General features: G+C 58.8%; 21 protein-coding genes and 1 other RNA gene. 10 read left to right on the top strand and 12 right to left on the bottom strand.

Annotation, left to right across the window (positions count from 1 at the left end; all coding sequences use genetic code 11):
• Nucleotides 1-312: 312 nt before the first annotated feature.
• The 9 genes from ACK6BI_RS20895 to ACK6BI_RS20855 form a co-directional block, all read right to left on the bottom strand.
• Entirely contained in the window at nt 313-2,181 is a 1,869-nt protein-coding gene (locus ACK6BI_RS20895; RefSeq protein ID WP_409318545.1) for a DNA/RNA helicase domain-containing protein, read from the bottom strand.
• Between the two features lie 24 nt (nt 2,182-2,205).
• Nucleotides 2,206-2,589, bottom strand: a complete 384-nt coding sequence (locus tag ACK6BI_RS20890; RefSeq protein ID WP_409318544.1) for a nucleotide pyrophosphohydrolase — start codon at nt 2,587-2,589, stop codon at nt 2,206-2,208.
• Nucleotides 2,590-3,203: 614 nt separating this feature from the next.
• Nucleotides 3,204-3,593, bottom strand: a transfer-messenger RNA (tmRNA) gene (gene ssrA / locus ACK6BI_RS20885).
• 95 nt (nt 3,594-3,688) lie between these two features.
• Nucleotides 3,689-3,967, bottom strand: coding sequence for a hypothetical protein (locus ACK6BI_RS20880; protein ID WP_065259951.1), 279 nt, complete (start codon nt 3,965-3,967; stop codon nt 3,689-3,691).
• A gap of 129 nt (nt 3,968-4,096) precedes the next feature.
• Nucleotides 4,097-6,907, bottom strand: a complete 2,811-nt coding sequence (locus ACK6BI_RS20875) for an FAD-binding and (Fe-S)-binding domain-containing protein (protein ID WP_409318543.1) — start codon at nt 6,905-6,907, stop codon at nt 4,097-4,099.
• The gene (locus ACK6BI_RS20870) at nt 6,904-7,575 is read right to left on the bottom strand and encodes a lactate utilization protein C (protein WP_409318542.1); all 672 of its coding nucleotides are present in this window, start codon (nt 7,573-7,575) and stop codon (nt 6,904-6,906) included. The genes ACK6BI_RS20875 and ACK6BI_RS20870 overlap by 4 nt, the downstream gene beginning before the upstream one ends.
• The gene (locus ACK6BI_RS20865; protein ID WP_409318541.1) at nt 7,575-9,029 is read right to left on the bottom strand and encodes a LutB/LldF family L-lactate oxidation iron-sulfur protein; all 1,455 of its coding nucleotides are present in this window, start codon (nt 9,027-9,029) and stop codon (nt 7,575-7,577) included. Before ACK6BI_RS20865 ends, ACK6BI_RS20870 begins: the two co-directional genes overlap by 1 nt.
• On the bottom strand, nt 9,026-9,850 hold the full coding sequence (locus tag ACK6BI_RS20860; RefSeq protein WP_065259955.1) for a (Fe-S)-binding protein: 825 nt from the start codon (nt 9,848-9,850) through the stop codon (nt 9,026-9,028). The genes ACK6BI_RS20865 and ACK6BI_RS20860 overlap by 4 nt, the downstream gene beginning before the upstream one ends.
• Nucleotides 9,851-10,012: 162 nt before the next feature.
• Entirely contained in the window at nt 10,013-11,707 is a 1,695-nt protein-coding gene (locus tag ACK6BI_RS20855; protein WP_409318540.1) for a lactate permease LctP family transporter, read from the bottom strand.
• 261 nt (nt 11,708-11,968) lie between these two features.
• On the opposite strand from ACK6BI_RS20855, the gene ACK6BI_RS20850 reads away from it, so the two are divergent.
• Complete coding sequence (locus ACK6BI_RS20850; RefSeq protein WP_260523479.1) at nt 11,969-12,736, top strand: FCD domain-containing protein; 768 nt, start codon at nt 11,969-11,971, stop codon at nt 12,734-12,736.
• Between the two features lie 128 nt (nt 12,737-12,864).
• Here ACK6BI_RS20850 and smpB read toward each other — a convergent pair whose 3' ends face one another.
• The gene (smpB, locus tag ACK6BI_RS20845; protein ID WP_409318539.1) at nt 12,865-13,347 is read right to left on the bottom strand and encodes an SsrA-binding protein SmpB; all 483 of its coding nucleotides are present in this window, start codon (nt 13,345-13,347) and stop codon (nt 12,865-12,867) included.
• A gap of 119 nt (nt 13,348-13,466) precedes the next feature.
• Between smpB and ACK6BI_RS20840 the strand changes: the two genes are divergently transcribed.
• Genes ACK6BI_RS20840 through ACK6BI_RS20830 form a run of 3 tightly spaced genes read left to right on the top strand, consistent with a single transcriptional unit; the run spans nt 13,467 to nt 15,619 of the window.
• Complete coding sequence (locus ACK6BI_RS20840; RefSeq protein WP_409318538.1) at nt 13,467-14,870, top strand: sodium-dependent transporter; 1,404 nt, start codon at nt 13,467-13,469, stop codon at nt 14,868-14,870.
• A 7-nt stretch (nt 14,871-14,877) separates the two neighbouring features.
• A complete protein-coding gene (locus ACK6BI_RS20835; protein WP_065259960.1) occupies nt 14,878-15,312 on the top strand; it encodes a type II toxin-antitoxin system RatA family toxin in 435 nt (144 codons plus the stop codon).
• A complete protein-coding gene (locus ACK6BI_RS20830; RefSeq protein ID WP_409318537.1) occupies nt 15,305-15,619 on the top strand; it encodes an RnfH family protein in 315 nt (104 codons plus the stop codon). Before ACK6BI_RS20835 ends, ACK6BI_RS20830 begins: the two co-directional genes overlap by 8 nt.
• A gap of 61 nt (nt 15,620-15,680) precedes the next feature.
• Here the strand turns inward: ACK6BI_RS20830 and ACK6BI_RS20825 are convergent, their stop codons facing one another.
• Entirely contained in the window at nt 15,681-16,208 is a 528-nt protein-coding gene (locus ACK6BI_RS20825) for an outer membrane protein assembly factor BamE (protein WP_260522159.1), read from the bottom strand.
• A gap of 97 nt (nt 16,209-16,305) precedes the next feature.
• On the opposite strand from ACK6BI_RS20825, the gene fur reads away from it, so the two are divergent.
• Nucleotides 16,306-16,710 (top strand): ferric iron uptake transcriptional regulator, encoded by a 405-nt coding sequence (fur, locus tag ACK6BI_RS20820; protein ID WP_065259963.1) that lies wholly within the window; start codon nt 16,306-16,308, stop codon nt 16,708-16,710.
• Between the two features lie 75 nt (nt 16,711-16,785).
• Here fur and recN read toward each other — a convergent pair whose 3' ends face one another.
• Nucleotides 16,786-18,459 (bottom strand): DNA repair protein RecN, encoded by a 1,674-nt coding sequence (recN, locus tag ACK6BI_RS20815; RefSeq protein WP_409318536.1) that lies wholly within the window; start codon nt 18,457-18,459, stop codon nt 16,786-16,788.
• Nucleotides 18,460-18,699: 240 nt separating this feature from the next.
• On the opposite strand from recN, the gene grpE reads away from it, so the two are divergent.
• The 5 genes from grpE to carA all read left to right on the top strand — a co-directional run bounded on the left by grpE (nt 18,700) and on the right by carA (nt 24,920).
• A complete protein-coding gene (gene grpE / locus ACK6BI_RS20810; RefSeq protein WP_409318535.1) occupies nt 18,700-19,269 on the top strand; it encodes a nucleotide exchange factor GrpE in 570 nt (189 codons plus the stop codon).
• 102 nt (nt 19,270-19,371) lie between these two features.
• Nucleotides 19,372-21,288, top strand: a complete 1,917-nt coding sequence (gene dnaK, locus ACK6BI_RS20805; RefSeq protein WP_409318534.1) for a molecular chaperone DnaK — start codon at nt 19,372-19,374, stop codon at nt 21,286-21,288.
• A 296-nt stretch (nt 21,289-21,584) separates the two neighbouring features.
• Nucleotides 21,585-22,709 (top strand): molecular chaperone DnaJ, encoded by a 1,125-nt coding sequence (gene dnaJ, locus ACK6BI_RS20800; protein WP_065259967.1) that lies wholly within the window; start codon nt 21,585-21,587, stop codon nt 22,707-22,709.
• A 9-nt stretch (nt 22,710-22,718) separates the two neighbouring features.
• Complete coding sequence (gene dapB, locus ACK6BI_RS20795; RefSeq protein WP_409318533.1) at nt 22,719-23,525, top strand: 4-hydroxy-tetrahydrodipicolinate reductase; 807 nt, start codon at nt 22,719-22,721, stop codon at nt 23,523-23,525.
• A gap of 258 nt (nt 23,526-23,783) precedes the next feature.
• Nucleotides 23,784-24,920: a glutamine-hydrolyzing carbamoyl-phosphate synthase small subunit gene (carA, locus tag ACK6BI_RS20790; RefSeq protein WP_065259971.1), complete on the top strand. Its 1,137-nt coding sequence runs from the start codon at nt 23,784-23,786 to the stop codon at nt 24,918-24,920.
• Nucleotides 24,921-24,971: the final 51 nt, after the last annotated feature.

The following is a 24,971-nucleotide window of genomic DNA, read 5'->3' as shown; positions in this document are numbered from 1 at the left end:
TGAAGCTGGCTTTCCGGATATGAATCCCCAGATGCGACGAGGCCCGCACTTGGCGGGCCTTGTCGCTGATAGTTGGTGGGCCGGGGTAATTTGAAACCGGTCGGTATCTATCTGTTTTGGCTAGTAAATAATTTTTAGATCAACTTGCTTGGAATACCAGTTGGAACGCTGCGTGGCCTGGATTCCGATGGACGGTGCTTTTTAAGAACCGCGCCCAAAAACGAATCGGGGCCGAATCTATAAAGCAGATGGTCGCACTGTTGATTGTTGCCCCTACGCTCGCCGGCACAGGGGGTCTAGCAAACGATATCGTCAATGATTGCTGTGTTGGCTAAGCCGACTCTCGAAGTATTGCGCCGTCTCTTTGTCGGTGCAGTACAGGTAGCAACCCTTCATCCCCCTTGTCATCAGGGTTCGGTACGTATTTTTGATAATCAGGTCTGTTTCACTTTTCGCGAGGGCAGGTTGCTCTTTCATCATTTTTTTCCAGCCGCGAATCGATTTATCGTGCTTGTCGCGCTCATCCGGGGATGTCACTACCTGACCGTCACGTACGATCAGATCTGGTCCGATAATCACCCCAATGTAGTCGACTTCCAAACCTTGGCAGGTATGAATGCAGCCAACCTGCTCAATGGAGTTCTCAGCGATGATCCATAGGCTGCCATCCTGATCCAGGTTCCATTGGCGTTTGTAGTCACCAATCACGATATCAGCAGCGGTGGGGTCTTTCTTGCTCAACCAAGGCCAGCAATAGCCCGCGACCACACGAGCTTTGTTTCCGTGGTTTTTTTCGTTGATTGCGTCATGCATCGCCTGAGGTGAGTCGAACACCTTAAACTCGTACTCTTGGGTCTCAAGCGTCGGATTTGCCGTCGAGCGAATGCCTAGCGTGTCATCCAGCCATGCCAGGTAACCATCAGAACCACTGCAGCGAAACTGCGAAGACAGCACGTGTTCTTCAACCACAGCACCCTTGGCTTTTGCAAAGGCGCGTATCGCCTGCTTGCTGCCGATATCGCTCAAGGTTACACGCTGGTCCTCATCAATAAAGAAAATGGAGCATTTCGCTGAATCAATCAGCTCCTTGATCTGGTTTTCCCCAAGGTTTCCATAAAGCCCGCTTTTCTCATTCAGCCGGTGAGCTTCGTCCACGATAAGCGCATCGAATGTGTTGGGCTCAGTGTCGATGAATGCCCCAGAGCCTGAAAAGAAATTCGAGAAATGGCTGCGCTTGATGGTGCCAACCAGTTTGCTCTCGTAGACCTTGCGCGGGGCTGCGTTCTTGGAGACGTATTTGCTCATCAGCTTCAATTCGGTGAGCCTCACCAGCAGATTGATAGCCAGAACGGTCTTCCCGGTGCCCGGTCCACCTTCAATGATCATCACCTTGGGGGCTTGGTCCGAGGCCTCGCTTGCCGCCGCCAGCGCCGACTCAAAAATTGCTTTCTGATCGTCAATCAATACGAACTCGGGTTTGCCTTTCATCAACCCACCGAGGGCTTCGGCTAGCGCCTTGGACGGGCGAATTTTTCCTTCGGACAGCTCGTACAGCACCTCTTTATTGTCGCCATGGCTTATATGCTTTTTCAAAAAGCTTCTGAGCTTACTGAGCTCTTCCGGGCCTTTCAGAAACAGCGGAGCCTTGTTGATGTGGGGTTCATAGTGAGCTGAATCTATGACGCCGTCGCTGACGTAGTTATGGAGGTACGCACACGGACGGATTTCGATGCTTTTGTCATACACCGCCTCGTTGAAGCCTTCCAGCAGCGCTGCATATGACCACACTTGGTAGGACGGGTGAATGGTCTCAATGAGGCCGCCACCCAATGCCGTTTTGACGATGGCATCTTTGGTAGTGGCGTTGGCCTTACTCCATTGCTTCAGCTCGATCAGTACGGCCTTTTTTGCCTGGTTTTCGTCGCGACCGGTGAGCAGAAAGTCGATTCGCTTCGACGACTGCGGAATGTGCAATTCGATGGCCAGGCCTGCATCGCTCGGGAGGCCTTCATCTCTAAGGACCTTGGCCATGTACGTCAGGGACCCTTGCCACGACCTGATTTCCGAGGAGCCAACGTTCTTGCCGGTAGCTTCCTTGTAATGCCTGAGGATCACCTCCTCAATGTCATCGTTATCGTTGTCTTTGAGAAATTGCTGTTTGGTCGCAGCGTAGACGATCACGGGCTGTCCTTGGATTCGAGTTGTTCAGAGTCGGTCGTACTTTTTGCTGCTGCTTTTGGCTTTATCCACGGGGTACTTCTGGCCGTTCGAGGCGAGTTTCCGTGTCACAGCCTCGTTGAGGTCGATGCTGAGCACGCTGCTCAGGCGAACCAGGTACATCAGTACGTCCGCCAGTTCATCCTTTACGGCTTGGCCGATTTCGGGATCTGTTGCGGCGGAAATCGAATCGGCATCGCTCATCCATTGGAAAATCTCGCACAGCTCTCCTACCTCGCCAGTGAGAGCCAGGATGAGATTTTTGGGAGAGTGGAACTGCTGCCAGTCGCGATCATCTGCGAACCGCTGGAGGGAGGCGGCAAGCTTCACTACGTCAACCAGTGGCGCGGATGAGCTGTCTGAGTCACTCACAGGGCTATCTCTTGGGTATCAGTGGTGAGGTAAAAATATGTAGGAAATCCGGCTTTGGATTGTAAGGGTTTTCTCTGTCTGCGCAGATGTTTTGTTTTTCTATCACAGCCGTCTGCAGGCAGAGTTGCTTGCCAGTGTTTGCAATAACTGTTGAGAGCGGCAAGGGAGGGCTGGGCTGTCGGAGGGCGTAGTTCTTTTTCGAGGCGATCGTTACGCCCCGTCTTTCTCATAACCCTGTTCGTTTTTTTCATAACAGCGGAGCTTTCCAGTGGCGGCTGACGCTTTCCAATTGCCGCTATTTTGCTGGGCGGATGAGGAGAGCATTCTCTGGAAATTGTTGCCCATTACAGTAGGCACAAAGATGATCACGGGCTGTATGTCAGCACCGGCGGGTTCACCAAGGAGGCGCTATCTGAGGGAGAGTGGACGATAAATGAATTGGCTCGCACATTGCTGGCCCATTTCGCGGCTACCGATCCCGAGACTAAACGATTGGTGCCGCTGAGCTACGTTTACGTGCCTGCGTAAAAGGTCTTCCTAGTCCAATAGTCAGCGCTGATTTACTAAATCGCAGACACAAAAAAAGACGTCCAAGGACGTCTTTTTTATTGAGTTGGTGGAGCCGGGGGGATTTGAACCCCCGTCCGCCAGTACTCCGCTGTCGGTACTACATGCTTAGCCGTGTCTATTAAGTTAACCCTCAGCGACCCGACGGGCAGGGTGCTTTGGGCGAGTTGTGTAAGTTTTAGCCGCTTCGTCCACAACGTACTGCACGGCGATTCTGTTCTATATGACAATCATTTCGGGTTTACAGACATCCCCTGATGATTGCTGGGCCCGAAGGCACCAGAAGTGCATGTCAGCTGCAATTAAGCAGCGAGAGCAGCACCGTATTGGTCGTCATTGGCAACTATAAGAAGTTGCAACAGTGGATTTACGACTTCTGTTACCAAGTCGGCATGCACCTAGAGTTTCGCAACCGGCGTCGAATCCTGAACGGCCCCGAACTCATTGCCCGGTACATCTGTTGGAGCAACAAGCACGTGCAGTGTACGCCAAACGGCCCGCGAGGCCAACCCGAAGGTTGGCCGGGCTTCGATCAATTGTTGGTGCCGCTGGATTTTCGGAGTTCCGTAATGGTCTGCGAGGTTTCTGCGACGCAATCATCGATTTTGCCTTGGGCCTTGAGCGCCTGTGCCTTCTGCACACTGGTTTCGGCGCGCTGGCTCAGTTCCGGCGACGATGAAAGCTGGGCCTTGGCATTGTTGATGGTCTGGATGTTGGCATCGCACAGGTCGGCAGGCTTGTCGGCCGCGAACGAGGCGGATGCCATCATCGATGCCGTAACGAACAGACCTAACAGTACAGAACGTTTCATATGAATCTCCTTGAACTGAGGGATCCAGACTTCGCTGGCCGTCAGGACGGGCAACCGGGTTGAGGAAAAGCCCCGTTTGGCGGGGCTGTTCTGTGGACTGCCGTGGCTTTCAAGGAGTTCTATTTTTCTTCAGCCGGTTTTCGCCCGGGTCACCCGATCCACCAGATACACCAGCCCGTGGTAGTTGATGCCGCCGTGTTGCGTCAGGCCGATCTCACAGGTGCGGCTGGTGGAGATCCCTTCGCTGCAATGTTGCACCGCATCCTTGAGGGTACGCAGCGAATGGCCGTTGAGCTCCGGTGTGGTGAAGCCCTTGTCGCCGGCGAAACCACAGCAATGAATGCCCTCCGGGATCACCACGTTCTTGCTGCACTTGCGCGCCAGATCGATCAGTGCCTGACTCTCGCCCAGATGCTGAGTGCTGCACGTCACATGCACGGCAATCGGTGCTTCCTGTGGGATGAACTCCAGCCGGTCCATCAGATGGGTGCGGATGAAGCGCACAGGGTCATACAGATCGAGACGAACATTTCCTACATCCTGTACCAGTCGCAAGGTGCAGGGGCTGGTGTCGCAGTAGATCGGATCGAGCCCGCCACGGCTGGCGTGCAGCAGGGCGCCGATCAGTTCCTGGCGCTTGTGCTCGGCCTGTTCGGCATAGCCTTTGGAGGCGAAGGGCTGGCCGCAGCAGAGGTTGTCCAGATTGTCCGGAAGCACCACCTGATAACCGGCCTTCTCCAGCAGGCCACGGGTCTTGTCGTACAGCGACATCTGCTCCTTGTCGCCCGCCGCTGGCCCCATCACACGCGACACGCAAGCCGCCAGGTACACCACACGCGGGCGTTCGTCCGACAGGCCGGGGCTGACCCGAATGGCTTTTTCCGGTTGCGGCATGGCGTTGGTCCACTGCGGCACCTGGCCTTTGGACAGGCGTGTCAGTGTTGCCGACAACTTCGCCAGACGCGGTGCTCCCAGCAGCATCCGCGCACCGTTGGCCACGTGCAGGGTGAACCGCGCGCCTTGCAGGGTGGTGGCGAAATTTCCTTCGATCCAGTTAGCCGCTTTCGTATGGGTGGCGTTACGGGCGCGCAGCTTTTTCACCAGCTCGCCGGTGTTGATGCCTACAGGGCAGCGCTGCGCGCACAAACCGGTCGCGGCGCAGGTTTCGATGCCCTGGTACTCGTAGGCTTTTTCCAGTTCGGTGGTGTCGATGCCGGCGCGCTTTCGCGCCTGAATATCGCGCCAGATCACGATGCGCTGGCGCGGGCTCAGGGTCAGGCCTTTCGATGGGCAAACCGGCTCGCAGAAACCGCACTCGATGCACTTATCCACAATCTCGTCAGCGGCCGGCAGCGGTTTCAGGTGCTTGAGGTGGATCTGCGGATCTTCGCTGAGCACCACGTCCGGGTTGAGAATGCCCTGAGGATCGAGCAGGCGCTTGAGTTGCCACATCAACTGATAGGCGTCGCTACCCCATTCCTGTTCGACAAACGGCGCCATGTTGCGTCCGGTGCCGTGCTCGGCCTTTAACGAGCCACCGAATTCCACGGCCACCAACTGCGCCACGTCGTCCATGAACGCCTGATAGCGTGCGACTTCTTCCGGACTGTTGAAGCCTTGGGTGAAGACGAAGTGCAGATTGCCTTCCAGTGCGTGTCCGAAAAGGATCGCTTCGTCGTAGTGATGTTTGTCGAACAGCTCGATCAGACGGTTCACACCGATGGCCAGTTGTTCCACCGGGAAGGTGACGTCCTCGATGATTACCGTAGTGCCGGTCTTGCGCACGGCGCCGACGGCGGGGAAGGTGTCCTTGCGGATGGCCCAGAGGCGGGCGTTCTCCACCGGGTCTTCGGTGAAATCGACCTGTTTTTCCACCGGGAAGCCGTTGAGCGAGGCCATGATCTGCGCCAGTTGCTCTTGCAGCAAAGTGGAAGATGCGGCGCGGGATTCGATCAGCAGCGCGCAGGCATTGTTCGACAGGTGCCTTACGAAATCCGGCATGCCTGGTTTGTCCTGCACCGAGCGCAGGCTGCGGCGGTCGAGCAGCTCCACGGCGGACACCGGCTGGCTTTTCAGTACGGTGACCGCGTTGCAGCAGGTTTCCACATCCGGAAAAACGATCAGTGCCGAGGCTTTGTTCGGGTGGTCGATCACCGTGTCGTAGGTCACTGCGCTGATGAAGCCGAGAGTACCTTCGGAACCCACCAGCAGGTGACTCAGGATATCCACTGGCTCATCGAAATCCACCAGGGCGTTGAGCGACAGGCCGGTGGTATTTTTCAGACGATATTTGTGGCGGATTCGTGCAGCCAGTTCGGTATTGGCGCGGGTCTCGCGGCCCAATGTCGCCAAACGCTCCAGCAATTCGCCGTGGCTGGTGCGAAATGCCGCGACGCTGGCGGCGTCCTCGGTGTCCAGGCGCGTGCCGTCGGCCAGCACCAGACGAATTCCGGCCAACGTATGGTAGGTATTTTGTGCGGTGCCGCAGCACATGCCGCTGGCGTTGTTGGCGACGATGCCGCCGATCTTGCAGGCGTTGATCGACGCCGGATCCGGGCCGATCTTGCGCCCGAACGGCGCCAGCCAGGCGTTGGCCTGGGCGCCGATCACCCCCGGTTGCAGGCGGATCTGCATGCCTTGCCCTCGAATCTCACGGGCATTCCAGTTATCCCCAAGCACGATCAGCACCGAATCGCTGATCGCCTGGCCGGACAGGCTGGTGCCGGCGGCGCGGAAGGTCACCGGCACCTGATCGCGGCGGGCCAGTTTCAGCAGCGCCACCACTTCATCTTCGGATTCGACGCGGATCACCAGTTGCGGAATCAACCGATAGAAGCTGGCGTCGGTTCCGAAGGCCAGCGTCGACAGCGGGTCATCGAAACGCCGTTCGGCCGGAATCAGTTGTTGCGCATCGCGCAGGAAAGTCGCCGGTAAGGTCATTGGTCCTCCAGGATCAACACCACCAGGTCTTTCGGGCCGTGGGCGCCGTAGGCCAGCACTTGTTCGATGTCGGCGGTTTTCGACGGGCCGGACACCAGCAATGCATTGGTCGGCATGCCTTGCGCCCACTCGAATTCCTGCTGCACCTCATAGAAGTTGTCACGGATCTGGCTGGCCTTGAGCAGGGCGAAGTGCACCGGCGGTACCAGGCTCATCAATCGTGGTTCTTCGCGGCTCGGCCAGAGAATCAGGCTGCCCGTTGCGGCGATGGCGCCAAGGGTGCCGGTAAGGCTGGCCGGGGTGTCGTTGAACAACTCGGCTTTCCATTCCTCCACTGGCCGGTCGTAGGACTTCAGCGTCGGCAGACCCGGATTGTTCGCCCAGTGTTGTGTGATGCGTTGCCCGTGAGGCGTCGTCGGTGCGATCAGCAGGCTTGGTAACTGGCGGTCGCGCAGCAATTGCGCGAGAAGAGCCGGCCACGCGTCCGCAGACGTCAGATGGATTTCGGTGTGCACCGCTTCCATCAGTTTGCGCAGTTGCGGGATCCGTTGTTCGGCGCTGTAGGTGTAAGGCCGGGTTACCAGATCGACGTCGAAGTTGTCGGCAATCGGTGTGGTGCCGGTCAGACTTTTACGCAACTTGCCGAGGATGTTTTGCTTGGCGCTCATCAACGGTCTCCTTGTTTGGCCAGATGCTCGCGGGCCATGTCATGCAGTGAGCGGGCGGCGGGTTTCGGAGCGCTGTGATTCTGCGTCCACGGGCCGACATTGTTCGGCGTCAGCGCACGCAGGCGTGTGGCGAAGAACGCAAACAGTCGATACAAAGTCGGCGAGCTGTTGAGCTTCGCCCAGGCATTCCAGATGAACCGTTCCTTGCGCGAATACTTGCTGCCCTGGCCGCGCATCACTTGATGAGGGCTGTCAGGGGCTTTGACGTTTTCTTCGCGCAGACGACGCAGCAGCGCAGGGATCGGAATCTTCACCGGGCACACCTCGCCGCAGGCACCGCACAACGAAGACGCGCTCGGGTGATCCGGGACTTTCGCCAGGCCGACCATGTGCGGGGTGATGATTTTGCCGATCGGGCCGGGGTAAACCTTGCCGTAGGTATGGCCGCCGATACGGGTGTAGACCGGGCAATGATTCATGCAGGCGCCGCAGCGGATGCAGTTCAACGTCTGGCGCAGTTCGCTGTCGGCAAACGCCTGGCTGCGCCCGTTGTCGAGCAGGACCAGATGCACTTCCTGCGGGCCGTCGAGTTCGTGTTCCTTGCGCGGGCCGGAGATCATGTTGACGTAGGTGGTGATCGGAATGCCCAGCGCCGAACGGGTCAGCAACGACAGCAGCGGCACCACGTCGCGCAGGTTTTCCACGACTTTTTCGATGCCGGTGACGGCGATGTGCACCGGCGGCACGGTGGTGGTCATGCGTCCGTTGCCTTCGTTTTCCACCAGCAGCAGGGTGCCGGTTTCAGCCACGGCGAAGTTGACACCGGAGACGCCGATGTCCGCTTCGAAGAATTTCTGCCGCAGGACCCTGCGACCGATCTGAATGAGTTGGTCAACGTCCTTGGTGTATTCCACGCCAAGTTTGTCGTGGAACAAGGACGCGACCTGACCGGCATTCTTGTGGATTGCCGGCATGATGATGTGAGAAGGCTTCTCGTGGTCGAGCTGGACGATGTATTCCCCCATGTCGGACTCCAGACATTCAATGTCTTGAGCCTCGAGGAAATGGTTCATCTCCATCTCTTCGCTGACCATCGATTTGCCCTTGATCACTTGCCGCGCCTCGTGAGCGCGGATGATCGAAAGGACGATGCCATTGGCCTCGTCCACCGTTTCCGCCCAGTGCACTGTCACACCGTTGCGGGTCAGGTTCTGTTCCAGTTGCTCGAGCAGGTCGGGCAACTTGGAGAGCGCGCGGGCCCGGATCGCATTGCCCAGTGCGCGCAGGTGTTCTCTTTCGTGGGCATCGCTGAAAGCCGCTGCCCGCTTGGTCATCAGTGAATCCATCGCGGTGCGGAAGTTGTTCCGCAACTGCGAATCGCCCAGAGCGTTGTGCGCCCGGGCGCGGAAGTCGTCTTCTACGGCAACCACAGGAATCATTGTGGAAGTGCTCATCGCGCACCTCCGGTTCGTTGCCAGAGGAAACTTGCCAGGTGTTGCCCGCGCAGCGCTTCTTTCTGTTTTTCCAGCGAGCCGTTGATGTTCATCAGGCAGCCGCAGTCGGCACTGAGTACCTGATGCGCACCGGATTCCTTCAACGCCCGGGTCTTGTCAGCCACCATCGCGCCGGAAATGTCTGGCATACGGACGCTGAATGTCCCACCGAAGCCACAGCATTCGCTTTCGTGATCGTGGTTGACCCGTTCCACGTTGCTCAACTGCGCCAACAACTCACGGCCGTGCAGGTGGGTGTTCATTTCCCGTCGTGCCGAGCACGACGTGTGCAGCGCCACTTTGACCGGCTCGCCGCTGTCCTTGAGCTGCACCTTGCAGACGAACAGCAGGAACTCGGCCAGCTCATAGGTGCGGGCCGCGAGGGCCTGAACCTGTTTCAGCGTTTGCGGCTCGTCCTTGAACAAGTCGGCGTAATGCTCACGGATCATTCCCGCGCAGGAGCCGGACGGCACCACCACTGGATAATCCCCGGCAAACAGCGCCAGTTGCGAGCGCGCCACCGTCCGTGCCTGCTCGGTGTAACCCGAGGTGTAGGCCGGTTGTCCGCAGCAGCTCTGCCCTTGCGGGTAGTCGACCCGAATGCCTTCGCGTTCCAGCAAGTGGATCGCGTCCATCCCCGCTTCGGGATAAAACAGGTCGACCACGCAGGTGCCGAACAGGTAGACCCGCGACGGTTTCTCGCTCGGGTACTGCCGGGGCTCGGGCAGTGGTGGTGCAACGCGGGTGGCGTTGGGCACGGCGTTGTAAAAAAGCTCGCTCATCAGGCGTGTCTCCGGGTGGACCCGGTTATCCGTCTGTCGAGGCTGCCGAATATAGAGCGTGTTGCTTTCAGCAGCCTTACAGACCGGGTTGTGAATTGCTGACGCCGCAATCGCGAACCGGCGTCGGTTATTTCCATGTCGCTTGTGGTCTTCTTGCAGGTATCAGTGCACCAGCATGCCGGTGAACCAGTAGGCCTGAGCCAGGGTGATCAGGCCGACAATCGTTGCAAAGAATAGGCTGTGCTTGAGGGTGAAGCGGAACAGGTCGGATTCCTTGCCTACCAGCCCGGTCGCGGCACAGGCGACGGCGATCGACTGCGGCGAAATCATCTTGCCGGTCACGCCGCCGCTGGTATTGGCAGCGACAAGCAAGGTGTCGTTGACCCCGATCTGGTGCGCGGTGGTTGCTTGCAGCGAACTGAACAGCGCGTTGGACGAGGTATCGGAACCGGTGAGAAACACACCCAGCCAACCGAGGAACGGCGAGAAGAACGGGAATGCCGCGCCGGTCGCGGCCAGCACCAGGGCCATGGTCGAGGACATGCCGGAATAGTTGGTGACGAAGGCGAACGCCAGCACCATGCCGATCGACAGAATAGGCCAGCGCAGTTCGTAGAAGGTCTCTTTCAAAGTGGTCAGACCAGTTTTGAAGTTGATCTTAAGGATCACCATCGAGATCAGCGCCGAGAAGAAAATCGCCGTGCCGGTGGCGGAGATCGGGTCGAGCTTGAACACCGCCGGGATGGCTGTCGGTGTGGCGACGATCGGTGCGGTCTTGATCACCAGTTGATCCAGGTGCGGGATCGCGAAGTTGAACACCCAGGCATACATCGAGCCGCCGGCGGCGAACATGGCCTTGAACGGTTTGAGGGTCCAGATGGTGACCAGCACGGTGAGGATCAGGAACGGCGACCAGGCCTTGAAGATTTCCCCGAGGCTGTAGGGGGATTCGATGGTGGTGCGTTTTTGGCCGAAACCACCGACGCTGGCGGTTACCGCTGAAGCGGAAACCGCACCGGCAATGTGTTGGCCGGCGGCGCGTTTCGGCTGCCAGATTTTCAGGAACAGCGTCAGCGCAATCAGGCTGGCCAGGGCCGAGGTGATGTCCGGCAGTTCCGGGCCGATGAAGTTCGAGGTGAAGTACTGGGTCACGGCGAAGCTCAGGCCGGCAACCAGTGCGGCTGGCCAGGTTTCACGCACGCCGCGCAGGCCGTCCATCATGAACACCAGCCAGAACGGCACGAACAGCGACAGCAGCGGCAACTGGCGGCCGGTCATGGCGCCGATCTTGAATGCATCGATACCGGTGACCTGCCCGGCGACGATGATCGGAATCCCCAAGGCACCGAATGCAACCGGCGCGGTGTTGGCAATCAGGCACAGGCCGGCGGCGTACAGCGGATTGAAGCCCAGTCCTACCAGCAGCGCGGCAGTAATCGCCACCGGTGCACCGAAACCGGCTGCACCTTCGAGGAAGGCGCCAAAGCAGAAACCGATCAGCAGCACCTGTAAGCGCTGGTCATCGGTGATCGACAGCACTGAACTGCGGATGACTTCGAACTGACCGCTCTTGACCGTCAGTTTGTACAGGAACACCGCCGCCACGATGATCCAGGCAATCGGCCACAGACCATAGGCAAAACCATATCCGGCAGCGGCGAACGCCATGTCCACCGGCATCTGGAACGCGAAGATTGCCACAAGGATCGCCAGAGCCAGCGTGATGCTGCCGGCGACATGGCCTTTGAGGCGGAACACCGCCAGAGCAAGAAAGAAGAACACGATGGGGATGACGGCCGCGAGAGCGGACACGCCGAGACTGCCGAGCGGGCTGTAGAGCTGTTGCCAGGTTTGCATATGGGGTGGCCCCTAATTGTTGTTGGTCAGGCACTGTCAGCGTTCTTGGTTAATTGGTAAGACCAATTTACAATCGCTGTCGGCTAGGGTAAAAGCCTTGATGTCGGTGTGTCAATTTGTCGCCCGGAAACTTTCGTCGAATGACCGGTGCAGGCTCGATCTGATCCGCTCCGGGGCGTTTCATCTGGCAGGTGTCGGCAGGGCGCCGATAGGCCAGAATAGAGAGCCCGGCGAGTGGTCGGGCTCGTGGAGAATTGAGTGATGGGGTTTGATCAGATACGTCAGCGCCGTTTGTCTGACGATATTGTCGAGCGGCTTGAGGGGATGATCCTTGAGGGCACGCTGAAGCCTGGCGAGAGATTGCCGGCCGAGCGCGTGTTGGCTGAGCAGTTCGGTGTTTCCCGACCGTCGCTGCGCGAGGCGATCCAGAAACTGGCGGCCAAGGGGTTGCTGGTCAGCAAGCAGGGTGGCGGCAATTACGTGGTGGACAGCCTGGGCTCGACTTTCAGTGACCCGCTGCTGCAATTGCTGGAAAGCAATCCGGAGGCCCAGCGCGATTTGCTGGAATTTCGCCATACGCTGGAGGCATCGTGCGCCTATTACGCAGCATTGCGCGCTACAGACGTGGATCGCGAACGGCTGACTGCTGCGTTCGAAGAATTGCAGGATTGCTACTCGCGGCATGACGAAGTGAGTCGGGCCGAGGAAGGCGCGGCGGACGCGAAATTCCACTTGGCCATCGCCGAGGCCAGCCACAACGCTGTGTTGCTGCACACCATTCGCGGGTTGTTCGACCTGCTCAAGCGCAACGTGGTGACCAACATTGGCGGTATGTACAAACAGCGCACGGAAACCCGCGACATGCTGATCACTCAGCATCGGGAACTGTATCAGGCGATTATCGAAGGGCGTGCGGAGCAGGCGCGCGAGGTGTCCAGTCGGCACATTCTGTACGTGCAGGAAGTGCTGGAAGAGGTGCGTCAGGAAGTTCAGCGCGTGGCTCGGGCGGAGCGGCGCAAAGGGATGTAGCGGTGAACGATTGATTGTGGCGAGGGAGCTTGCTCCCGGTACTGGTCATTTCATGAAGACCAGGCGACTGCTTCGCAGTCGAGCGGGAGCAAGCTCTCTCGCCACAGAGCCGGATCAAGGTTGAGGAATCAGTCTTCCTTGCCCTTGTTGCGCACAGCACGCTGCAGCTCGCGACCGGCATCGCGTTCGCGTTCGGTATCGCGCTTGTCGTATTCCTTCTTGCCCTTGCCCAGAGCGATCTCGCACTTGACCATGTGCTTGCTCCAGTACCAGGACAGGCAGACGCAGGCATAACCCTTCTGCTGCACGGCAGCGGCCAGCTTGTCCAGCTCGCGGCGGTTGAGCAGCAGCTTGCGGGTGCGGACCGGGTCGGCGATGACGTGGGTGCTGGCAGTCGTCAACGGCGTGATGTGACTGCCGAGCAGCCAGGCTTCGCCGTCCTTGAGCAGGACGTAACTGTCGACCAGTTGCAGCTTGCTTGCCCGCAGACTTTTTACTTCCCAGCCGGCCAGGACCAGACCAGCCTCGAACTTGTGCTCGATGAAGTAATCGTGTCGCGCCTTTTTGTTTTGCGCGATGGTCCCTGTTGGGTGTTTCTTCTGTTTAGCCATAGGGGCGGCATTATATGGAGATAAATGGCTGTCGGCTACGGTGATGCTGCGTGCTTGAGCAGGTTGAGTGAATCCCGGACAATGCGGCCTCTTTTTCTAACGCTTGGGCGTGATAAACGATGTCGACAGACAAGGTTTCTGTCCACGGCAGTTGGGCTAGCCGCTGGGTTTTCATATTCGCCGCGACCGGTTCGGCCGTGGGACTGGGCAGCATCTGGAAGTTCCCCTACATGGTCGGGGTCTACGGTGGTGGTGCTTTTGTGCTGATGTTCCTGGCCTGCATTGCGCTGATCGGCATCCCGGTGATGCTCGCGGAAACCCTGATCGGCCGGCGTGCTCGGCAGAGTCCGGCCAACGCCCTGAAGGTGCTGGCCCGGGAGGCGGGGCACTCGGGCAAGTGGTCGTGGGGGGCGTTCGCCGGGATGATCACGGCGTTGCTGATCCTGTCTTTCTATAGCGTGGTCGGCGGCTGGTCGCTGGATTACATCATCGACATGGGGCGCGGGGATTTCCAGGGGGCGACGGCCGATCAGGTCGGTGCCTATTTTGGCAATGTCATCGCCGATCCCTGGCGCATCACGCTCTGGCACACGGTTTTCATGCTCCTTTCCGCCATCGTGATCGCCAAAGGCGTGGTCGCCGGGCTTGAGCGCAGTCTGCGGATCATGATGCCTTTGCTGTTTGTGATGGTTCTCGTCTTGCTGGGCTATAGCATGACCACCGGGCATTTCATGGAAGGCGTGCATTTCATGTTCGACTTCCACCCGGAGAAAGTCCTCGACGGCCTGCTGCCGGCCATGGGGCACGCGTTCTTCTCGCTGAGCGTGGGCGTGGGCTCGATCATGATCTACGGCGCCTACATGACCAAGGAGGCCTCGCTGTCCGGCACCGTCGTGGGTGTGGCGCTGCTCGATACCTTTGTATCGCTGGTGGCCGGTCTGGCACTGTTTCCGATTGTGTTTGCCGGCGGTCTGAACCCGAGCGAAGGTCCGGGGCTGATGTTCGTCAGCCTGCCATTTGCATTTGGTAACGTGCTATTCGGTCAATTGATGGGCGTGGTGTTCTTCGTCCTGGTGGCAATTGCTGCCTGGAGTTCGGCCATTTCCCTGCTGGAGCCGATGGTCGCCTATCTGGTCGAGCGGACTAAAATCAGTCGTGCCTGGGTGACGTTCTGGCTGGCGTTCACCTGCTGGTTCGTCGGGCTGGGTACGGTGTTTTCCTTCAATATCTGGAAGGAAGCCAAATTTTTCGTGAACGAAGGCGGGATGTTCCATCTCTACCAATGGGGTGCTGCAAGCGGTCTGGACTTCTTTGGTGTGATCGACTTCTTCACCTCGCGAATCATGCTGCCACTCGGCGGGCTGTGCTTTGTGCTCTTTGCCGGTTGGGTGATGGGGCGCGAAGCGGTGCGTGACGAATTGTCGATTCGCAGCCCGGCGCTGTTCGCTCTGTCTCTGTTCTTGATGCGCTATGTGGCGCCCATCGGCATTCTTGTAGTGTTTGCCACCCAGCTCTGGAAGTAACGCTCACATGACGACACATATTCAACGATCGGCACTGCTGCCTTACCCGGCGCAGTTTCTCTATGACCTGGTCAATGACGTGGCGCGTTATCCGGAGTTTCTGCCGTGGTGTTCCTCCGCAGAAGTTCTGGAAAGCTCGCCCGAACACATGCGCGCCAGTGTCGGCGTGGCCAAGGGAGGATTGAGTCAGCACTTTGTGACGCGTAACACCCTGGTGCCGGGTCAGTCGATCGAGATGAACCTCGAAGAAGGGCCGTTCAATCAGTTGCACGGCGTCTGGGTATTCAAGGCGCTGAACGAGAAGGCCTGCAAGATCAGCCTCGATCTGTCCTTCGATTATGCCGGCCCGCTGGTGCGCGCCACGCTCGGGCCGCTGTTCAATCAGGCCGCGAACACACTGGTGGATGCATTCTGCCAGCGCGCCAAGCAGTTGCATGGTTGAGCCGGTGATCGAAATCGAAGTGGTGTATGCGGCGGTTGATCGTCAGGTGCTGCGCACGATTAGCGTGGAAAAGGGATCAACCGTGCGTGCTGCGCTGTTGGCCAGCGGCATTGGCGCCGACTTTCCTGAGCTGGATCTGACTGCCTGTCCGGTCGGAATTTTCGGCAAGGTGATTGTCGATCCGGATGTGCGGGTTGTTCAGGCGGGGGATCGCCTCGAAATCTACCGGCCATTGTTGGCTGATCCGAAAGAAGTGCGTCGATTGCGGGCCGCCAAGGCTGCCGAGGCCAAAGCGAGAAATCAGTGATTACGCCGATCTGCAGGCAATAAAAAACCCGGAATGTCCGGGTTTTTTATTGCGTCGCACATTATTGCGGCGAGGTGTCCAGTGGCTCTGGTGTCGGAACCGGTACGGTTTCCACACCATCGACGTCCTTCTGGATCTGATCCAGCAAGGAACCTGGCTTGACCGGTTTTTCCGGTTTTGGCTTCTCGGCGTTTTCGGCAGGAGCGGTGACGGTAGTGCCGCTGTCCTTGCCGAGAATGGCTTCGTCACGGCTCACGCCCGGCATGAAGTCACCGGAGAGGCTGACAAGGCGGTCATTCGAGTCGAAAAAGACACTCATGCGTTCCTGCTGGCGTTCACCGCCACCAGGTTGCAGGCTGTACAGATAATCCCAGCGATCGGCATGGAACGTGTCGACAAGCAGAGGGTTGCCCATGATAAACCGTACTTGTGGCCGGGTCATTCCCGGGCGCAACTGGTCTATCATGTCCTGCGTGACGACATTGCCCTGCTGGATGTCGATTTTGTAAACCCCGGGGAATGAACAACCGGCGAGTGCGAGCAGTCCCACAAAGGTGAAACTGGTTAGCAAGAGCTTGGTGTTTTGCATCGGTGGGCGACTTCCACTATCTTGGCTGGGACAACGTAAACGCCGATCATACCCGCATTAAGAGAAGCTGCGAAGCAGCATCGCGAGAAAGCTGACCATGGTTGAAAATAGCGAACTACGCAAAGCCGGCCTCAAAGTGACCCTGCCACGGGTCAAGATCCTGCAAATGCTCGACTCTACCGAGCAGCGTCACATGAGTGCCGAGGACGTCTACAAGGCGTTGATGGAAGCGGGCGAGGACGTCGGTCTGGCCACGGTTTACCGTGTTCTGACCCAGTTCGAAGCTGCTGGCCTTGTGGTCCGTCACAACTTCGACGGTGGCCACGCGGTATTCGAACTGGCCGACGGTGGCCACCACGACCATATGGTCAATGTGGACTCCGGCGAGGTTGTTGAGTTCGTCAGTCCGGAAATCGAAAAACTCCAGAAGGCTATCGCCGAGGAGCATGGTTTCGAGCTGGTGGATCACAATCTGGTGCTGTACGTGCGCAAGAAAAAGTAAGCATGTCGCGCGAATTTCAGCTTCGCGAAACTAACGAAGGCGACCCGAGGGTCGCCTTCGTGCTTTCTGTGGTGCTTAAACCTTTGCGGTAACGACCATCTTCCTGGCGTGGGCCAGAGACTCTTTGGTCAAATCGATACCGCCGAGCATCCTTGCGACTTCTTCTATACGGTCATTCTTGCACAGCTTCGAGACGGCGGTGTGGGTCGCCTGTTCGCCGCGTACCTTGTGCACGAACAGATGCTGATGCCCCTGAGCCGCCACTTGCGGCAAGTGCGTAACGGTCAGTACTTGCCCGCGTTCACCCAGGCGTCGCAGCAACTGGCCGACGATCTCGGCGGTTGGGCCACCGATGCCCACGTCCACTTCGTCGAAGACCAGTGTCGGTACGCGGGACGTCTGGGCGGTGATGACCTGAATCGCCAGACTGATTCGTGAGAGTTCGCCGCCAGATGCCACTTTGGCCAGGGCTTTCAAGGGTTGGCCGGGGTTGGCGCTGACCAGCAGTTCAACCTGTTCGAGGCCATTGGGCTGGAGTTCGCCGCTGACGTTGGGGCGAAGTTCGATGGTGAAGCGACCGCCAGGCATGCCCAGTCGTTGAATCTCCTGTTCCACGGCACCGGCCAGGCTGCCTGCAGCCTGATGGCGCAGATCACTCAGCTCGCGAGCCTTTTCCTGATAGTGGCGGGCATACGACGCCAGTTCTTCGCCCAGGCGTTCGATGGATTCGTCGTTGGCATTGAGGGTTTCGATTTCATCCAGCAGCTTTTGCTGCATTTCGGCAACTTCGGTCGGCTGGATCCGGTGCTTGCGTGCCAGGGTATAGATGGCGTCGAGGCGTTCTTCCAGATACTGCAGGCGTGCCGGGTCGGCATCGAAGTTGTCGAGGAAGCGGTTCAGCTCGCCAACGGCCTCTTCGACCTGGATCTGCGCGCTGGTCAGCAAACTGCTGGCCTCGCCCAGGGCGCCGATGGAGTTGTTCACGCTGGACAGGCGATTGAGGCTGGCGGTCAGCGCGTTCAGCACGTTGCCGGAGTCGCTTTCACTGCATTGCTCTACCACTTGCCGGCAGATACCCAGCAGGGTTTCGGCGTTGGTCAGATTCTTGTGTTCCTGTTCCAGTTCTTCCAGTTCGTTTTCGCCGAGACCGAGGTTTTCCAGCTCTTCGAGTTGATAGCTGAGCAGTTGATGACGGGCGCGTTGTTCGTCGCCGGAGTTGGACAGGCGCTCCAGCTCCTGGCGAGTCTGGCGCCAGCGCTGGGCGGCCAGTTGTACCTGACGGGCAAGGTCGGTGGCGCCGGCGTACTCGTCGAGCAGTCGACGATGTGTGTCGGTCTTTAGCAGGGATTGGTGTTCGTGCTGGCTGTGGATGTCGATCAGCAGCTCACCGAGGGCCTTGAGATCGCCGAGTGGGCACGGCGTGCCATTTATATAGCCGCGTGAACGACCTTCGGAGGTGATGACCCGGCGCAGGATGCACGGGCCATCGTTTTCCAGGTCGCGCTCGGCCAGCCAGGAGCGAGCTTCGGGGATGTCGGCCAGGTCGAAGGTCGCCAGGATGTCGGCCTTGTCCGCACCCGGGCGAACCACGCCGCTGTCGGCGCGATCGCCGAGTGTCAGGCCGAGCGCGTCGAGCATGATCGATTTGCCGGCGCCGGTTTCCCCGGTAATCACGCTCATCCCGCGATCGAGTTCGAGATCGAGATGTTCAACGATGGCGTAGTTGTGTACGGACAGGTGCACCAGCATAAAGGCCGCTCCCAGGCTTCAGGTCTGGTTATTTATACAGTGTTTTGTTTCGGCCTGACAATGCCCTCGCTTAGCTCGATTGGTTTGACCCGATCAAATGCTTATCGCGCCTGGAAATGACAATGCAGCACTTTTTTGTAGGGTTAATCGTTGTCAGCCCTTGAAGCCTGATTTTGCGGCCCCATATACCGGGGCAGAAGCGCGAGTCGAGCTCGCGGACGATATTGAAAGGAGAATTCTATGGCTGACGAACAGACAGTAGATACGCAGAATCCGGAAGCCAATCAGGCGCCCGAGACTTCGGGTGATGACCTGGCGACCCGTGTACAAGTGCTCGAAGAGCAATTGGCCGCCGCGCAGGATCAATCTCTGCGCGTAGCTGCCGATCTGCAGAACGTCCGCCGCCGTGCCGAGCAGGACGTCGAAAAGGCGCACAAATTTGCGCTGGAAAAATTCGCCGGTGATCTGCTGCCGATCGTCGACAGCCTGGAGCGCGGCCTTGAGCTGTCGAGCCCGGACGATGAAAGCATCCGTCCGATGCGCGAAGGCATCGAGCTGACCCTGAAAATGTTCCAGGACACCCTCAAGCGCTATCAGCTTGTCGCGGTCAGTCCGCAGGAAGGTGAGCCGTTCAACGCCGTTGAGCACCAGGCAATGGCCATGCAGGAAAGTGCCGTCATGGAACCGAACAGCGTTCTGAAGGTGTTCCAGAAGGGCTATCAGCTCAATGGCCGCCTGCTGCGTCCGGCGATGGTCGTGGTCAGCAAGGCGCCGGCGCCAGTTTCGCCTTCGATTGACGAGAAGGCTTGAAATTAGCCGCAAGGCCCCCATTTAGAAGTCAAGCGTTTAAGTATTACCGCAGTTAGCCACCACTGCTGCGGCAACCAAATCCAAAGTTTCGGGAGAGTGAACATGGGCAAAATTATCGGTATCGACCTGGGGACTACCAACTCCTGCGTCTCCGTGCTGGAAAACGGCGTAGCCAAAGTTATTGAAAACGCCGAAGGCGCGCGTACCACGCCGTCGATCATCGCTTACGCCAACGATGGCGAAATTCTGGTCGGCCAGTCCGCCAAGCGTCAGGCTGTGACCAACCCGCACAACACACTGTTCGCGGTGAAGCGCCTGATCGGCCGCCGCTTCGACGAAGAAGTCGTGCAGAAAGACATCAAGCTGGTGCCTTACAAAATCGTCAAGGCCAGCAATGGTGATGCGTGGGTCGAGGCCGCTGACAAACAAATGGCTCCGCCGCAAATCAGCGCCGAAGTCCTGAAGAAGATGAAGAAGACCGCCGAAGACTACCTTGGCGAAGCTGTAACCGAAGCGGTCATCACCGTTCCGGCCTACTTCAACGACAGCCAGCGTCAGGCGACCAAAGATGCCGGTCGCATCGCCGGTCTGGACGTAAAACGTATCATCAACGAACCAACCGCAGCCGCTCTGGCTTACGGTATGGACAAGGCCAAGGGCGATCACACCGTGATCGTTTACGACCTGGGTGGTGGTACCTTCGACGTGTCCGTGATTGAAATCGCCGAAGTCGATGGCGAGCATCAGTTCGAAGTACTGGCCACCAACGGCGACACCTTCCTGGGTGGTGAAGACTTTGACATGCGCCTGATCGACTACCTCGTCGACGAGTTCAAGAAAGAGTCCGGCATGGATCTGAAAAACGATCCTCTGGCCCTGCAGCGTCTGAAAGAAGCCGCTGAGAAAGCCAAGATCGAGCTGTCTTCCTCTCAGTCGACCGACGTCAACCTGCCGTACATCACTGCAGACGCGACCGGTCCGAAGCACCTGAACGTGAAGATCTCTCGTGCCAAGCTCGAGTCGCTGGTCGAAGATCTGGTGAACCGTACCATCGAGCCATGCCGCATCGCTCTGAAAGACGCCGGCATCGACGCCAGCAAGATCGACGACGTGATCCTGGTCGGTGGTCAGACTCGTATGCCGCTGGTGCAGAAGGCAGTGACCGATTTCTTCGGCAAGGAAGCACGTAAGGACGTGAACCCGGACGAAGCTGTTGCCATGGGTGCTGCCATCCAGGGCGCCGTTCTGGCCGGTGACGTGAAAGACGTTCTGCTGCTCGACGTCAGCCCGCTGACCCTGGGTATCGAAACCATGGGCGGCGTGATGACCGCGCTGATCGAGAAAAACACCACGATTCCTACCAAGAAATCGCAAGTGTTCTCGACTGCCGACGACAACCAGGGCGCCGTGACCATTCACGTCCTGCAGGGCGAGCGCAAGCAAGCCGCACAGAACAAGTCGCTGGGCAAGTTCGACCTGTCCGAGATTCCACCGGCTCCACGCGGTGTGCCACAGATCGAAGTGACCTTCGACATCGACGCCAACGGCATCCTGCACGTTGGTGCGAAAGACAAGGCGACCGGTAAAGAGCAGAAGATCACCATCAAGGCCAACTCCGGTCTGTCGGATGAAGAAATCCAGAAAATGGTGCGTGACGCCGAGCTGAATGCCGAGGAAGACCGCAAGTTCGAAGAGCTGGCAGGTGCCCGTAACCAGGGTGACGCGCTGGTTCACTCGACTCGCAAAATGGTCACCGACGCTGGCGACAAAGTGACTGCAGAAGAGAAGACTGCAATCGAGGCCGCCGTGGTTGCCCTGGAAGCTGCTGTGAAGGGTGACGACAAGGCTGCCATCGAAGCGAAGATCGAAGAGCTGTCGAAAGTCTCCGCTCCGGTTGCCCAGAAGATGTACGCCGAACAGGCTAAGCCTGCCGAAGGCGCGGCGCAGCACGACGAGAAAGCTGAAAAGGCTGACGATGTCGTCGATGCCGAGTTCGAAGAAGTAAAAGACCACAAGTAAGTTGTTGGTCGCCCGGTTGACTGCCTTGCGGCGGTGACTGGTAGGATGTCGCCGCGCGGGAGCTTGCTCCCGCGTTGGCGTATCTGGAATACGCGAATTTTTACAGCATGCGTCAATGTGCGCGTGTTGGTGGCATGGCCGGAAATGCTCCTGCTTTTCGAGCTGAAAGTGCCACAAGAATCAAAGACCAGGATCGTTGAATAGACGTGAGTTGGGTCCGGGCCTGTATTGGGGCTCAGCGAGTTTGGCGATCCTCAGGAGGGGTTTGCCGGACGTCCTCAAGAGTGCAAAGACTTATGGCAAAACGTGACTATTACGAAGTGTTGGGTGTTGAGCGCGGCTCAAGCGACGCCGACCTGAAGAAGGCCTATCGTCGATTGGCGATGAAGCATCACCCGGACCGTAATCCCGGTGACAAGGCATCGGAAGAACTGTTCAAAGAGGCCAACGAGGCCTATGAAGTATTGTCCGACTCCAGCAAGCGTGCGGCGTACGACCAGTATGGTCACGCCGGTGTCGATCCGAGCATGGGTGGCGGCGGTGCCGGCTTCGGCGGGCAGAATTTCTCCGACATCTTCGGCGATGTCTTCAGTGATTTCTTCGGTGGTGGTCGCGGTGGTTCCCGTGGTGGTGCCCAGCGTGGCAGCGACCTGCGTTACACCCTGGAGCTGAATCTGGAAGAAGCGGTGCGCGGTACCACCGTGAATATCCGCGTTCCGACGCTGGTCAACTGCAAGCCATGCGATGGTTCGGGCGCCAAGAAAGGTTCGTCGCCATCGACCTGTCCGACGTGCGGCGGCATCGGTCAGGTGCGCATGCAGCAAGGTTTCTTCTCGGTGCAGCAGACCTGCCCGCGTTGCCACGGCCAAGGCAAGATCATTTCCGACCCGTGCGACTCCTGCCACGGCGAAGGTCGTGTCGAAGAATACAAAACCCTTTCCGTCAAAGTGCCGGCCGGTGTCGATACCGGTGACCGCATTCGTCTGTCCGGCGAAGGCGAGGCGGGCACTCAAGGTGGCCCGACCGGCGACCTGTACGTGGTGATCAATGTGCGCGAGCACGCGATCTTCCAGCGTGACGGCAAGCATCTGTTCTGCGAAGTGCCGATCAGCTTTGTCGATGCGGCGCTGGGCGGCGAGCTGGAAATTCCGACCCTCGACGGTCGCGTCAAGCTGAAGATTCCGGAAGGTACCCAGACCGGCAAGCAATTCCGCGTGCGTGGCAAGGGTGTGGCGCCGGTGCGTGGCGGCGGAGCTGGCGACCTGATGTGTCGTGTGGCGGTCGAGACCCCGGTCAACCTGAATCGTCGTCAGCGTGAATTGCTCGAAGAGTTCCGCAGTTCCCTGGCGGATGACAACAGCCATTCGCCGAAGACCGCTGGCTGGTTCGATGGTGTGAAGCGGTTCTTCGGCGATCTGTAAGGAGTCGGCATGCGACGTATAGCTGTGATGGGCGCCGCCGGGCGCATGGGCAAGATCCTGGTCGAAGCCGTGCAGCAGCGCGCGCCGTTGACCGGTCTGACGGCTGCCGTCGTTCGTCCGGGCAGTACGCTGATCGGGGTGGATGCCGGTGAACTGGCGTCGCTGGGTCGAATCGGCGTACCGCTGTCCGGGAATCTGGAATCGGTCGCGGAAGAGTTTGATGTCCTGATCGACTTCACTCTGCCGGAGGTCATGCTGAAGAACCTGGCGTTCTGCCGCAAGGCCGGCAAGGCCATGGTGATCGGCACGACCGGGCTGGATGCCGCCCAGAAGCAGTTGCTGGCCGAGGCGGGCAAGGATATTCCGATCGTCTTCGCGGCCAACTTCAGTGTCGGCGTGAATCTGTCGCTGAAGCTGCTCGACATGGCGGCTCGGGTGCTGGGAGATGATGCAGACATCGAAATCATCGAAGCCCATCACCGACACAAGATCGATGCGCCGTCGGGTACGGCTCTGCGCATGGGCGAGGTGATTGCCAATGCGCTGGATCGTGACCTGCAGAAAGTCGCGGTCTATGGCCGCGAAGGGCACACCGGTGCCCGTGAGCGTGAAACCATCGGTTTCGCCACTGTTCGTGGTGGCGATGTGGTGGGGGATCACACGGTGCTGTTCGCCTGCGAGGGTGAGCGTCTGGAGATCACTCACAAGGCCTCTAGTCGCATGACGTTCGCCAAGGGGGCGGTGCGTGCGGCGTTGTGGCTGGATGCCCGCAAGCCCGGTCTTTACGACATGCAGGACGTGCTCGATTTGCGTTGAACCTTGCTGGAGCCCGGTGCAAACGCTCTGTTTGTGCCGGGTTTGCTCCGCCGGGCGACACCCTGTCGCATTCTCAAGCCTTTCGGGCTCATTGGCGGTAGACCAAAAATCCCTTTTTCTGTAAGCTACAGCTTTAGTGTGTCCACTAAAAGCGCGCAGAATAATTCCAGTGAAGAAGCGGGGTGACGTGTCCATACGTCACTCCGCTTTTTTACAACCTGCGATTGCCCTTTCATGCGTTATTTACGGGAGGTCTTCTTGACTAAGCCAGCCATACTCGCCCTTGCTGATGGCAGCATTTTTCGCGGCGAAGCCATTGGAGCCGACGGTCAGACCGTTGGTGAGGTGGTGTTCAACACCGCAATGACCGGCTATCAGGAAATCCTTACCGATCCTTCCTACGCCCAACAGATCGTTACCCTGACTTACCCGCACATCGGCAACACCGGTACCACGCCGGAAGACGCCGAGTCCAATCGCGTCTGGTCCGCCGGCCTGGTCATCCGTGACCTGCCGCTGGTAGCGAGCAACTGGCGTAACACGATGTCCCTGTCCGATTACCTGAAAGCCAACAACGTTGTGGCGATCGCCGGTATCGACACCCGTCGCCTGACCCGCATCCTGCGTGAAAAAGGCGCCCAGAACGGCTGCATCATGGCCGGCGACAACATCTCCGAAGAAGCGGCCATCGCCGCTGCGCAAGGCTTCCCGGGCCTGAAGGGCATGGATCTGGCGAAAGTCGTCAGCACCAAGACCCAGTACGAATGGCGCTCCACTGTCTGGGAGCTGAAAACCGACAGCCACGCTACCATTGAAGCCTCCGAGCTGCCTTACCACGTGGTTGCGTACGACTACGGCGTCAAGGTCAACATTCTGCGCATGCTGGTCGAGCGCGGTTGCCGCGTGACCGTAGTGCCGGCGCAAACCCCGGCTGCCGATGTGCTGGCCCTGAATCCGGATGGCGTGTTCCTGTCCAACGGCCCGGGCGATCCGGAGCCTTGCGACTACGCGATCAAGGCCATCAAGGAAGTGCTGGAAACCGAAATTCCGGTGTTCGGCATCTGCCTCGGTCACCAACTGTTGGCCCTGGCCTCCGGCGCCAAGACCCTGAAGATGGGGCACGGCCACCACGGTGCCAACCACCCGGTTCAGGATCTGGACACTGGCGTGGTGATGATCACCAGCCAGAACCACGGTTTTGCGGTTGACGAAGCGACCCTGCCAGCCAACGTCCGCGCGATCCACAAATCGCTGTTCGATGGCACCCTGCAAGGTATCGAACGCACCGACAAGAGCGCGTTCAGCTTCCAGGGTCACCCTGAAGCCAGCCCGGGCCCGAACGATGTGGCACCCCTGTTTGACCGCTTCATCAACGAGATGGCCAAGCGACGCTAAGCGTTCGCCTTGAGACTGTAGCGAGAAGCTCTCGAGGGTGGCCCCGGAACC

This window comes from Pseudomonas sp. KCJK9016, assembly GCF_046231795.1.
Lineage (GTDB): Bacteria > Pseudomonadota > Gammaproteobacteria > Pseudomonadales > Pseudomonadaceae > Aquipseudomonas > Aquipseudomonas bananamidigenes.
Note: the sequence above shows the minus strand (reverse complement) of the source record. Positions and strands in the feature narration are given on the sequence as shown.

Coding starts and splice junctions, on each gene's coding strand:
- ACK6BI_RS20835 (WP_065259960.1), top strand. CDS start 14,878: ATGACGACACATATTCAACGATCGGCACTGCTGCCTTACCCGGCGCAG.
- ACK6BI_RS20830 (WP_409318537.1), top strand. CDS start 15,305: ATGGTTGAGCCGGTGATCGAAATCGAAGTGGTGTATGCGGCGGTTGAT.
- smpB (WP_409318539.1), bottom strand. CDS start 13,347: ATGGCTAAACAGAAGAAACACCCAACAGGGACCATCGCGCAAAACAAA.
- dnaJ (WP_065259967.1), top strand. CDS start 21,585: ATGGCAAAACGTGACTATTACGAAGTGTTGGGTGTTGAGCGCGGCTCA.
- ACK6BI_RS20880 (WP_065259951.1), bottom strand. CDS start 3,967: ATGAAACGTTCTGTACTGTTAGGTCTGTTCGTTACGGCATCGATGATG.
- grpE (WP_409318535.1), top strand. CDS start 18,700: ATGGCTGACGAACAGACAGTAGATACGCAGAATCCGGAAGCCAATCAG.
- ACK6BI_RS20860 (WP_065259955.1), bottom strand. CDS start 9,850: ATGAGCGAGCTTTTTTACAACGCCGTGCCCAACGCCACCCGCGTTGCA.
- dnaK (WP_409318534.1), top strand. CDS start 19,372: ATGGGCAAAATTATCGGTATCGACCTGGGGACTACCAACTCCTGCGTC.
- ACK6BI_RS20850 (WP_260523479.1), top strand. CDS start 11,969: ATGGGGTTTGATCAGATACGTCAGCGCCGTTTGTCTGACGATATTGTC.
- recN (WP_409318536.1), bottom strand. CDS start 18,459: ATGCTGGTGCACCTGTCCGTACACAACTACGCCATCGTTGAACATCTC.
- ACK6BI_RS20875 (WP_409318543.1), bottom strand. CDS start 6,907: ATGACCTTACCGGCGACTTTCCTGCGCGATGCGCAACAACTGATTCCG.
- ACK6BI_RS20870 (WP_409318542.1), bottom strand. CDS start 7,575: ATGAGCGCCAAGCAAAACATCCTCGGCAAGTTGCGTAAAAGTCTGACC.
- ACK6BI_RS20855 (WP_409318540.1), bottom strand. CDS start 11,707: ATGCAAACCTGGCAACAGCTCTACAGCCCGCTCGGCAGTCTCGGCGTG.
- dapB (WP_409318533.1), top strand. CDS start 22,719: ATGCGACGTATAGCTGTGATGGGCGCCGCCGGGCGCATGGGCAAGATC.
- ACK6BI_RS20865 (WP_409318541.1), bottom strand. CDS start 9,029: ATGAGCACTTCCACAATGATTCCTGTGGTTGCCGTAGAAGACGACTTC.
- ACK6BI_RS20825 (WP_260522159.1), bottom strand. CDS start 16,208: ATGCAAAACACCAAGCTCTTGCTAACCAGTTTCACCTTTGTGGGACTG.
- ACK6BI_RS20840 (WP_409318538.1), top strand. CDS start 13,467: ATGTCGACAGACAAGGTTTCTGTCCACGGCAGTTGGGCTAGCCGCTGG.
- fur (WP_065259963.1), top strand. CDS start 16,306: ATGGTTGAAAATAGCGAACTACGCAAAGCCGGCCTCAAAGTGACCCTG.